At 37.4% G+C, this 12,369-nt stretch carries 11 protein-coding genes; all 11 read right to left on the reverse strand.

The features are described from left to right. Nucleotides 1-7 precede the first annotated feature (7 nt). Complete coding sequence (locus NBH16_RS21050; RefSeq protein WP_083785456.1) at nucleotides 8-1,087, reverse strand: hypothetical protein; 1,080 nt, start codon at nucleotides 1,085-1,087, stop codon at nucleotides 8-10. Between the two features lie 2 nt (nucleotides 1,088-1,089). Beyond that, nucleotides 1,090-2,502 carry an AMP-binding protein gene (locus tag NBH16_RS21055; RefSeq protein ID WP_039848856.1) on the reverse strand — a complete coding sequence of 471 codons (1,413 nt, stop codon included), beginning with the start codon at nucleotides 2,500-2,502 and terminating at the stop codon, nucleotides 1,090-1,092. Nucleotide 2,503: 1 nt separating this feature from the next. Next, nucleotides 2,504-2,743 (reverse strand): acyl carrier protein, encoded by a 240-nt coding sequence (locus NBH16_RS21060; RefSeq protein ID WP_009018249.1) that lies wholly within the window; start codon nucleotides 2,741-2,743, stop codon nucleotides 2,504-2,506. Between the two features lie 22 nt (nucleotides 2,744-2,765). Further along, nucleotides 2,766-3,584, reverse strand: coding sequence for an AAC(3) family N-acetyltransferase (locus NBH16_RS21065; protein ID WP_158593837.1), 819 nt, complete (start codon nucleotides 3,582-3,584; stop codon nucleotides 2,766-2,768). Nucleotides 3,585-3,732: 148 nt separating this feature from the next. Further along, nucleotides 3,733-4,476, reverse strand: coding sequence for a glycosyltransferase (locus tag NBH16_RS21070; RefSeq protein ID WP_009018247.1), 744 nt, complete (start codon nucleotides 4,474-4,476; stop codon nucleotides 3,733-3,735). A gap of 22 nt (nucleotides 4,477-4,498) precedes the next feature. Beyond that, nucleotides 4,499-5,836, reverse strand: a complete 1,338-nt coding sequence (locus NBH16_RS21075; RefSeq protein ID WP_009018246.1) for an O-antigen polymerase — start codon at nucleotides 5,834-5,836, stop codon at nucleotides 4,499-4,501. A gap of 37 nt (nucleotides 5,837-5,873) precedes the next feature. Beyond that, on the reverse strand, nucleotides 5,874-6,764 hold the full coding sequence (locus NBH16_RS21080) for a DUF4422 domain-containing protein (protein ID WP_122368867.1): 891 nt from the start codon (nucleotides 6,762-6,764) through the stop codon (nucleotides 5,874-5,876). A 3-nt stretch (nucleotides 6,765-6,767) separates the two neighbouring features. Beyond that, complete coding sequence (gene glf, locus NBH16_RS21085) at nucleotides 6,768-7,895, reverse strand: UDP-galactopyranose mutase (RefSeq protein ID WP_039848909.1); 1,128 nt, start codon at nucleotides 7,893-7,895, stop codon at nucleotides 6,768-6,770. 7 nt (nucleotides 7,896-7,902) lie between these two features. Continuing rightward, nucleotides 7,903-8,733: a 4Fe-4S cluster-binding domain-containing protein gene (locus NBH16_RS21090; RefSeq protein ID WP_009018243.1), complete on the reverse strand. Its 831-nt coding sequence runs from the start codon at nucleotides 8,731-8,733 to the stop codon at nucleotides 7,903-7,905. After that, a complete protein-coding gene (locus tag NBH16_RS21095) occupies nucleotides 8,720-10,732 on the reverse strand; it encodes a pyruvate formate lyase family protein (protein WP_122368866.1) in 2,013 nt (670 codons plus the stop codon). Before NBH16_RS21095 ends, NBH16_RS21090 begins: the two co-directional genes overlap by 14 nt. After that, nucleotides 10,729-12,180 carry a flippase gene (locus tag NBH16_RS21100; RefSeq protein WP_009018241.1) on the reverse strand — a complete coding sequence of 484 codons (1,452 nt, stop codon included), beginning with the start codon at nucleotides 12,178-12,180 and terminating at the stop codon, nucleotides 10,729-10,731. The genes NBH16_RS21095 and NBH16_RS21100 overlap by 4 nt, the downstream gene beginning before the upstream one ends. Nucleotides 12,181-12,369: the final 189 nt, after the last annotated feature.

Here is a 12,369-nt window from a genome sequence, read left to right on the forward strand (position 1 = left end):
AAAATTATTACTTCCCAGATAAATCTAAAGCTAACAGACTTAAATCATTTTTATTTGTAGCTATAGGCTGAAAATATAAAGTATTTGCATCATTCCTCCCAGAAGGAAAACGAAAGACACCAAACTGAAACGCATAAGGCCAAAGATCCTTCCTCTCCTTGTAGATCTCCCTAAATCCCTTTTCCATATTTCCACAATAGAGATGCACATACATATCCGTGATGCCAGCCCCTCGCTTACGGCTCGTAAAGAGCTTGAATAAAGAGCTATCCCTTCCGTCCGGTTCCACCGTAGACGAGAAGACAAATTGATCACCGCATTGGCATCCATAGATGCAAGATCCGTCAATCGGTGCAATCCTCTTTAATTCCATCGTATCCGGATTCATCAAGTAAATATAATTCTTGGCGAAGGGAGCATCCGTTGCATACAACAAGCCTTCTCTCACCGGGAATACAACACATCCCCTATATTGCTGGTCATTCCAGGCTACCCGTTCCACCCTTTTGAAATTATCCGTGATCCTCCAGATTGCAGAAGCCTCATCGAAATCCCCGGTAAAGGCCCAGAGACAATCCCGATAAGGATCAGCCACGATAGCATGCACATGATTGATGACACCCCGCTCAAATGTATAGACCACCTCCCATTGATCGACAGACTTCCGCTTGTATATATGCACAGGTTCCTTATCCATATTCATGAGATATCCCCCAAACACTACCGCATCGTCAAAACCTCTTATGCCCTCTATCTTCGTAAAAGCCAAAGGGCGCAAGCCTTCCCCGATAAAATACCCTCCGGAGCGTTCGCCCGACAACAGATCCAACTCAAAAATATGATTTCCCCTAGAAAGCAAAACACGATTCTCATCCAAGGCGATAGAGGCACGGATACCGAGTCTTAACAGACGGGAAAAAGGATTTATCGCACCTATAAGAAACTCTTTGGCACTATTAAATATTGGATATTTATCTAACACTTTATTCCCAGCCAAAACCCACAAACATCCCCTTTTATAGCAAATAAGTTTACCCTCTTGAATGAAGCATAAAGGAGCAAAACCTTTCTCTAATCTATTTACCATGTTTATAACATTCTCTGCAATTCTGGATATTGTATTTTACCAGAATTAGATTTAGGAATAACAGCTATAACAAGTACACGAAAAACACTCTGATTAAAACCGGTTTTTGCTACCAAAAAATGCTTTATATCATCTTCCAATCCATTCTGTGTCACAAAAACAGAAATTCGATCATCCACACCAACACATGCGCAATCAGCTGTAATAACCTTCACAAATTGCTCAACAGCATCCAAATTACAACGATTACCCATAACCTTCACAAATCTTTTCATACGTCCCTCTATATAGAAAAAGCCATCTACATCCCTTTTAGCTATATCGCCCGTATAAAGGATTCCGTGATTTTCATCGCCCAGTTGTAAATCTTGTCGTTTTTCAGAATATCCCCAACAGACATTCTCCCCCTCGTATACCAATTCTCCCTCAACATCGGCATCCTTTATGACATCGCCTCCGGCATCTATCAATGAGAATTTACCTCCTGGTATAGCTATGCCAATTGACGCGTATTTATCAACCGCCTTGTCATGAGGAAGATAACTCATTCGAGGAGAGGCCTCTGTCTGGCCATACATTACAACAAATCGCTTATTGTTTGCCTCTGCAAAATCCACATATTCCTTTACGTAAGCAGAATTCATCTTACCCCCCGCTTGCGTCATTGTCTTCAAATAAGGCAAATCCATACAGAAAAATTTTAAACGTCTCAACATCTCATACGTATATGGAACACCGGCAATAGATGTCGCTTTTTCTTCTTTAATAAAGTCCCAGAAATCACGCTGCAACACTGTTTTATCAGTCAGTAAAATAGTAGCACCTTTAATTAAATGAGAGTTAATAACCGACATACCAAAACTATAATACATTGGCAACGACATCACGGGGCGTTCATTCTCATCAATCTGAAGATACTCTGCGATAGACTCCGCATTACTTCTCAGATTTTTTTCAGAGAGCCTAACAAACTTAGGAGAAGCCGTACTACCTGATGTAGTCAAACATAAGAGTAAATTTGGGTTGATCGCTTTATCTTTTTCACTGAAATCCCTATCGTACCGCATTTGCAGCATAGAATAATTTTCATATTTGTAAATAACAGTACCAACAAATTCTCCAACCCTTTTTTGAGATAACCAAATGAACTCAGGATGATAGATAGCAATAAGATGCTGAATAAGCTCTATGTCCTTACTTCCATCTAATAAGACACATGGAATATGTTTAGTCATACATGATATATAACCTAACAAGGAACCCATTACGTTTTCACAAAGAATGAAAACAAGACCATCATACGGAATTGCGTCGTGAAATTTTTCCGTCTCAACAGTTAACTCAGCATATGTAATAGATTCTCCTATATCAGATCTTATAGCCAATCTTGAGGAATACTTCTGCAAATCAAACATCTTAGAACGATATATTATATTTTCGCATAAGAATCAACACCGCAGCCTTATAAGAATTTATATCCATAATATCATCAGATTTTATTTCAATATCAAAGGCTTCCTCAAGGTTAGCGATCAAAACCATTTGACCTACAGAATCCCAATTGCTAACACCTTTATATACCAAATCCTTTAAGTATTTTTTATCAATAGCAAAAGCATCGACAAATGCTTGATTAAGTTTTTCTAAATTATTCATGATAACAACATCTATTAATCGTTTATTTAAAATATGGATAACCCCTACTATTCTTAGACATTAGATAGTTTATAAGTTTAGAAGATTCTTCAAATTCAACTAGGACATTATCAAATCTTTGAGATTTGATAATTCTATTATCTAAGAGATCTTTATATCTATTCAGCTCTGCTTGATGCAACATTCCCCACTTAGCTTTTCGCTCCTTAACCTTTAAATCAATAGTATTATTTCTCTCTATTTCTATTCTAAAATTCCGAACACTATACCAATCATCATCACCCCAATACCAATTACCAAAAGCCTCTTCAGCCACATGTCCAATAGTATTATGGTGCCTAAGATCTGTTCCTAAACTACACACGAAAGCATTATGACTCACACAAAAATGCCATGCAGAATAAATGCCATGCGGAGATGGAATGTCCCCTTCAATATTATGCCGCATCATATCTTTGGCTAAAGGACCTATGGCACAGAGAGGATTCAATGGATGCAGACTTATTTCAGCGTCAGGCATCCTCATCAAGAAAGTGGGCAATAAGCCTGATACAACAGGTGTCCTTTTTGGATTATACACACATTCAGGGTAAACGAAATCTCGTTTTAATTTCTCAATTGGAGATGGCTCATTTTTATAATGTCGTATTACAGGCATAGCAAGAGTGCCTTCTTCTCCTATCAAACCACGAAGTTTATTTATTATCTCAAGAGGAGACAATCCCGTAGCTTTTAATGAGTCGTATGAAGAGTGAACTATTAATAAAGAACCTTTACGAACTCCCCAGCCCTCTAAACGTTCAAGAATCGCATCAAAATCAACAGTATGTATGTCTGTCACAGGAAATATACTTGCCGAAACCGTATTAGGATTATATCTCGATACTAAATTGTGATTATACCAATACATTTGTCGAAGTAAGACTTCAATCCTAGGTGATAACAGAGCTATCTTACTATATATTTTAAAAAGAGACATTGACATAAGACTAGAGATTATGAGATTTATCAATCCTGATTTTATAGAGATATCTGGCTATTACATTTTTTATAATAATCCAACGAACTTGAAGCTGATAGTTCAATGGAGGTCTACTTTTAGGCGTCGCATTATTCGCATGCTCACGATGCAGAATCAAAGCTTCATCTATAGCTTTAATTTTTGTTTTTCCACAAGATAACATACTCCCTATCCACCAATCATGAGATCTATAAATTGTAGGGAAAGGTACCACCAGTTCCTTATAAAAGGATCTGAAAGCCATACAACATCCAATATAGCTAAGCCTATATATATTTCCCAAGAAAGAGGTTCTTACACCACCTCTTAATTTAAACGTTGACTTAAACCTTACATTCAAGTCTGAATCTGTAAGCTTTGAATCATGAATCACTACGGCAACATGGGGATTTTCAAATTCACGAAGTACCTTATCGACTTTATTAGGCAACCACACGTCATCTTGATCTGACAGAAAGATAATATCCCCCAAACAATGTTCCACCGCATTTTGAAAGTTTTTCACAACACCTGGTTTATAGGGATTATCATATATCTTCACCCTTTTATCAGACTGAGCGAACTCTGTCAATATTGACAATGAATTATCAGACGATTCATCATAGGATATGATAAGTTCATCATCCTTTCTCAACTGGCTGAGTATAGAAACAATCTGATCTCTCACATATTTCTCTCCATTATAAACAGCCATAGCTACAGATACTTTCATTACTATATTCTATTTACAAACATTATGTATAAACTCTTTTAAACACAAAAGAATAATGGAAAAACAACAAATACAGGCAATAGGCAGCAGGCCCCGGTTTTGATAAATCCCAAGTAAAGAAACCTGTCAAGCAAATAGTAAGCAAATAGACAAACAAAGCAAAAGCAGGAATTGATGGATAACGATGAAATTTATTTATTAATATTCTTAATACAATTCCAAGACAAAAAGGAATAGTAATTACACCCAAAACCTTAAAATCAAGATAATAATACAGAATTGAAGAGAAAGCAAAATTAAAGGAAGTTGCAGAAGAATTAATGTCCACAGAAGTCTCCTGCAATGTATTACCTACAAGCTCATATGAGCTATTATAATCTATTCCGACCAGTGAGAATATCCAATCAAGAAGCTTATTAAAACCTAAAAATGTAGCCTCTCCAAAATAACAACCACCTAGTTTATCCAAAAAATAATCAGAATTCACCGCATAGTCTAAAGCTCTAAATGGACCAACTAAATACACAACAATTTCCTCTAAAAAATCGCATAAAGAATCGTACAAACTAAGAAGAACTATATCTATACGATCTGTCTTTCTCAAAGAACTCAAAACACCTGTTATCATAATCAATATCATAACAAATATTACAGATTTTGTTATTTGACGTTTGTTCATACTATAGCATCCGACTATATAAGACATATCGACTTTATACAAGAGCAAACAAATCAAAACAAATTGCAGAACAAACATTAATATAGTACCCTTATCAAATCCTACTAGAAAGACCAATGTAATATAGAAAAACAAACACAAAAACACTAAACTAAAATTTCTTTTCAGGTATAAGAACGCAAACAAGACCATTGAAAAATAAGATAACGGCACCGTTGCATTATTAAAAATGATCATGGCTAAAGGAGACCCATATAATTCATAATCGATGCTAAGCAAATGAGCTTCAGCAAATGTAGAAATTAATATTACATCTAAAAAGCGATAAACTAAATATATTGAAAATATAGCAAATAACAACAATGCAATATTAAAAACTCTACTACGTAAATAATAATCCAAATTCTTAGTAGGATTACAAAGCGCATATACTTTACTTCCAAAAACGTAATTTGCCATCAAAAAGCCAATATTAAACGAAATATAATAAGAACATATCAAAAAATATGTAAACAAAGATACATCCTTCATTGAAAACATATTAAGCAATGATATAACAACCAATAAAGACCACCATATCGTATGAATATTAACACATAATCGTGAAATATTGTCTTTACAACAAATTTTATTTATCCCAACTAAAAAAATCAGAAAGAAAACAATTACAAAAATAAGCATATCAAGCCCTCAGCATTAACATATACAGTTCACATAGCTATTTAAACAAATCAGGGAACTCACTCTCTAATAAATCTTTCTTCCAGACTGAATAAATAGGCTTAGTAGACAATTCATTAAGTTTAAATGAGATATTAGAAAGAATATATTTTACCGTATAAAACATATCAGATTTATTTTTCCCGTTATTATCAATATATACAATATAGCGGCGTTGCGTCTTTAATTTATTATGATAACAAAACAAAGGGAGTAACATTTCTCCCATAAATCCAAAAACCCTTCTATAATAGGCATATGGTGAAAGTTTCACATACTTTTCTACCTCAAATAATATATTAAACAAAAACTCACAATAACGATCAAAATATTCTTTCTTCATTAAAAACATATTTCTCTGAGGCACATCCGAGGAATGATAAAATACATATTCTAATGATTTTCTATATTCAGGATACAACTTCAATACTACTTTCTCCATAACCGCCATATCCATAAAATTCAAATTCAAGGCATGACGCTCTAATATATTCATTCTAAACGGAATAGACATTGGCAAAACAACATCAAAATTGAAGGTATCAACATTTAGTAAAAGAGATTTCGAATGCATACGAAACCATTCTTCGGAAACTACAACAGCTTCTTTCTTCACAAAAGGTTTAGTTCTAAAATCAAAATATCTTCTATAATGACAAAGCCCTATATAATCAACATTACGCAAATTTTTCCAAGCCCAATACAATGCGGTTAACTCACAATAATGTGGATTTTTATAGCTTATATTGTCTCCCTCATCATCCCCCTGAAAACCTAGATCCTTCTTAGATATAGCTTTTCCTACATGTATCGGTAAATAGATATCATCATTAGGAACATAAGCCTCTTTATGGCAACACACTAATATTTTAACTTTATGATTCTCCATTATTTACATTTCTAAATTTAATACTTGACTCACTACCTGATCCATATCATAATATTTGTATTCCGCTAGACGCCCTCCGAAAATTACGTTCTCTTCTTTAGCTGCCAATGCCCGATATTTCTCAGCCAATTCATTATTAGGAGTATCATTCACTGGATAGTAAGGTTCTAACCCATCTTTCCATTCTGAACTATACTCTTTAGAGATTACTGTTTTGGGACAAGCATCTATCTCAGCTCCGAACATCTCGAAATGCTTATGCTCAATAATACGGGTATACGGCTGTTCATGAGAAGTATAGTTCACTACGGCATTACCTTGATAATTCGTGCAATTTTCGACAGTCATATCAAACGAAACTGTTCGATACTCTAATTTACCATAATAGTAATCGAAGTATTCATCAATGGCACCCGTATAAACAATCCGATCAGCTATGGCCATTAGGACTTCCTTTTTGGCAAAGAAATTCGTATTCAATCTCACTTCAACTCCAGCCAATAAGCCTTCGATCAGTTTATTGTAGCCACCAATAGGAATGCCTTGATATTTATCATTGAAGTAATTATTATCATATATGAGACGAACTGGTAAACGACGGATAATGAATGCGGGGAGTTCTGTACACTTACGCCCCCATTGCTTCTCGGTATATTCCTTAATCAAGATCTCGTATATATCTTTACCCACCAACAACTGTGCCTGTTCTTCTAAATTGCGGGGTTCAGACACACTTAAATCTGCCAGTCTCCGTCTTGCCTCTGCACGCTGTTCCTCAAGTTTCGCTACAGCTTCGGTTGGTGTAGTCACACCCCACATCCGATAGAAAGTATTCATATTGAAAGGTAAATTATATAATTCGCCCTTGAAATTTGCTATCGGACAATTTGTATAACGATTGAATTCCACAATAGAATTCACAAAATCCCATACACTCTTGTTATTCGTATGAAAGATATGCGCTCCATATTTGTGTACATTAATGCCCTCTACTTTCTCACAATAAACATTTCCCCCGGCATGTGATCGCTTGTCAATCACCAAGCAAGTCTTACCTGCTTGCTTCGCCTTATAAGCGAACGTAGATCCGTACAATCCGGAACCAACTATTAAGTAATCGTAATGTTGCATCATATGATTAAATTTCGTGTTTTACAATCTGTAAACCAGCCTCCAACATTTTTCTATAGAATACATTATAAGCAGTATCTGAAGGAGTATAATCCATAAAAGGGATTCCCAATTTATCATATTTACTTTTGGCCAAAGAATGGCACTTCAATAGCTCAAAAGCATTAATACCCAAATCTTGCAATTGAGAAATCACTTTTTCAGCTTGTAGAGTTTCCACATAAACCAATCGATAAGCAATCCTCGACATCGATTCACGAAGTAATCCAAGATTGCCATGCAGTACATAGAAATAATCCTCTTTCGTATGCTCCTTTTGTAGCTTCAAATCGACAATCCACTCATCTATATATGGAATTAAATGTTCCACAACTTGTTTATCACGCATATATAAAGTTGTTTCTATGGACACGTGAATATTCGCAGCCTTTAATTCAGACAATAAAGGAACAAGGGGTTTCCACTGCAACAGTGGCTCACCTCCCGAAAGCGTAACGCCACCTCCACTTTGCTCAAACAAGGAGCTGTCCTTTAATAACTCTTTCAATAAATCTTCTGAGTCATACCGTTTAGCGATAGGCGCACATACACTAAATGGGCACTCTATGATAGAACGAGCACCTCCTTTTCGCTCACAACTTTCGCATAACAAGGAATATACGCCCAATTCCTTTAGGCATTTCTGATTGTCAATATAATATTCTTTACCAGAGAGCGCTTCCGGATTGCAACACCAAGAGCAACTGAACGGACATCCTTTCAAAAAAACAGTCGTACGAACACCTAGACCGTCATAAATACAACCTCGCTGGATGGAGATTACATTAAGCGCGCTCATATTCCCCGGCCCTAGCTATCAGGTTATCTTTATATTCTTCCGGCAGGTCATTGAAATAGGCACTAAAGCCCCATACTCGAACGACCAAGGTCGGATATTTTTCCGGATGCAATTTTGCATCTATCAAAGTTGCCCTATCATAGACATTTAACTGCAACTGATACAATCCTTTCTTGAACGCATCCCGTAAAATGGGAACCAACTTGTCTGAATTATTCAAATAAACCGGAGGAATCACATAATCCACCACATTTCCGTTCAGGCAATTTACAGGATAAGACAAAGAACTCGCAAAGTCCAAGACTTCCGCAATATCAATCGTAGAAGATAGAGGAGAAATGTGTACCGCAAATGGCTCACCGGCATTCCGACCATCCAGTGTGGCAGAGGCTACTTTTCCCCGCGAAATATAACTTGGAGAACTTAGTCCAAACTTCACGTTATACCCGTTGGCGGTAAGTTTTCCTATCGTTTCGCTCACCGTTCCAATCAACTCCTGGCTTAGACGAAGAACATACTCGTCACATAAGCCAAACTTCTTGTCATTAGCCGACTTGAACAATTGCTTTATATCAAGGTGATTCTCATAATCGGTCTGTACGATCTCCCTGCATATGCCCAAGGAGACCAATCCCTGCTCATAAACGTATTTCTTGATGTTCAACAAGGAATTCACCAAATTGGGCAAGCCTAGTAATTGGGCGCCTTGATACATATAATCGCTTCCCTGATGCGCAAAGTCTTTGCCTGAACGGATACATGACTCATTGAATAACGACATGATGGGGGAATAATCGTAATCCTTATCAACAACAACCGATCGTGTCTCTTCCGCTAAATTTCGTTTCACCAATTGTAGCAAACCGCCATAATCCAATTCGTCTTCCATCTCTGTCAAGGCCTTCTTTAAAGCATTGCAAGCGAGTATACTTATGAATGGATTATTTTGATCCGAGGATTTTCCTATAATCAGAGGTTCCCAACAGGCTGACGTACCCACATTCCACACGTCCTCGTTCCGATAACCAAACTTCACCATATTTTCCATAATAAGGGTCTCATTCATAAACAACGGAGATCCACAACCATTCGCCAAACACCTTATCGAACGTTTCCATGTATCCATTGGTGTCTCCTCATTGACCCGGAAGATGAGTTTGGGATCAGGGATTCTTAATTCCTCAAAAAGTTCCAAGAACATACGGGTCAATTCATTATCGGTATTTTTCCCATTCTTGTCAACACCTCCCAATATAATATACTGACCGCTATCACCTATCAGATTCAAGCTCTTCATGGGAGAATCCTTGCCCAACAACAAGCACATTTCTTTTAGCAAACCTTTCGCCTGCTCATAGTTTAGCCTATTGGCTTCCACATCCTTTTTATAATAAGGATACAATACTAAATCCATACGACCCAAGCCCACATGCCGATGCCCCACTTGCCATAGCAATCCATTGTAAAACAAGATTTTTTGTATGGCCTCCACCAAAGATTGACAATCTCGATAAAGCAAGTCCGGAAGTCTTTTCGCCATTGCCTCATAGCGCACATCCTCGTATCGTTGCTCCGATATGGCCCTCGCCTTATCTTCAATCGCCTTGGTCACTATATGCAAAGTGCCTATGAAATCCGAATTATCCCCGCTTCTTTCAGGAAGACTACGCATTATCTCACGTAAATCAGAATTGATTATCAAGGCATAGTCCGGCGTTATACTGGTTAACGGTTCAACTCCCGCCCTAACCAAACGAGTCTTGGTTGGATCATACGTATAGATAAACCCATGGGCCAAACAAATATCTGATCTACCTATTATCTTAGCCATCAGATTTGCGGAAGAGAGGCTACCCGGCAATTTGTCATAATAACAATGATACTTAAACAAAGTATCCCATATCGACATACGATCAAAAGCCTTTTGATAAGTTCTAATTTTTAATCGCAAAGCTCCGGATGTCGCTTTCTTTATTATTTCTTTAATCTTTCTTTTCATGAAAACCTTGCTTTAATTTTTGGAAGTATGAGATTGCTCACCAAACCATATATTGAGTTTCTAAGCACATATTGAGATATCATATAGGCGATCGAACATGCCAATACCGCAACAATCACAAAAGTCCATCCCTCAAGCAAACGGCCAATCGCATAACATAACGGTACGAAAAGGCAGGCCCCTATCAATGACTTGGCGGCATCCGCATAATGATTCACCCGAATAACCGTATCACGCCTCACGAAATATTCATTCACCAAAAATATCTGCACCTCCGCATAGACAGACGAGATTGCCGCACCGACAGCCCCATATCGGGGGATAAGTATCAAATTCAATATAAAATTGGATACCGCACCACTGGTTACACTCATTAAGAATTGCTTATCCTTTCCCATGCCCGTAAGGATCTGGATACCATTCAAGTTATTTAGCCCTATGGCTATCAACAAGACGGCTCCAACTTGCATGGGCAATATGGCTCCCTCAAATTGAGAGCCAAAAAACAAGGGAACAAAGGTAGGCGCTACCAGGATTATTCCCATAGTCATCGGAAATACCAAAAAAGAAACAATATTCAAGGATTTTTGCATGAGAGCATTAACGCTCTCCATGTCATTGGATTGCATAAAACTTGCGACCCTTGGCAAAGCAACCGCTGATAGGGCTGTGGCCAATGGCAAAACGGCTTTTACCAGATGTATTGCCGAATTATAATATCCCACTTCTGAATAATCGGCCAAGAAACCCAGCATTAACGTATCCAACATCACATAGATGCTGATAGCGACAGAAGAACCCAATAACACCAAGACAGCTTTCAAATGCGTCTTACATCCCTTGAATGTAATATAAGGTCTTATTCCTAATTTCAAAACCTTTAAATAGTTCCAAAATTCATTCGCAATCGTAGAGAAAAGGCTTAGCAAAACGTAATTAACCAGATCATGTTTGGTACGAACAAAGACGAACAGCAATAGGATACTGACCGTGCGAATAACCAATGAGCGAAATGTTATATAGCCAAACTTTTCTTGCCCCTTAAAAAACCACTCTATCTTAAAAGGCGTCATATAAAGAGATATTCCCGCCAACAGAAACAATAGCGCATTCTCTTTCAATTGATCTATCCACAACACGGAACCTATGAAAAGCAGACTAATGACAAATGTCGATACCAGTTCAATGCTAATCATTTGTGAAAGGAATCGTTCCATTTCTTTCAAGTTGCCCTGCCGCTTCGCAATTTCACGAATCCCATATGTCGGTATGCCAAGAACAGCGAACAGGGCAAAATAGGAAGCATAGGTATTGACAAAATTGACGATACCCACACCGTCCGGATCCAACACCCGCGCAATATACGGAGCTGTAATGATAGGAAACAATACGGCAGAAATCTGCAACAACAGATTATACACAAAGTTCCTCTTTATTGTCTTTGCCATTGTAAATAGTAAGCACTCAACCATGTACACCTTCTTAAAAATCAAGAAGATGAACTTTTGAATATTTCCTCAAATCCGCAACTAAGCTCTTCAGCGTCCTTCTTGCGTCTAAACGTCCTCTCATCACTGAATTAGCAGATAAATTGAGGCTGAAATACCCACTTCTGCCCACAATATCCCCTTGCCCCA

This window comes from Parabacteroides sp. Y3-G-102 (assembly GCF_023656845.1).
Classification (GTDB): domain Bacteria; phylum Bacteroidota; class Bacteroidia; order Bacteroidales; family Tannerellaceae; genus Parabacteroides; species Parabacteroides distasonis.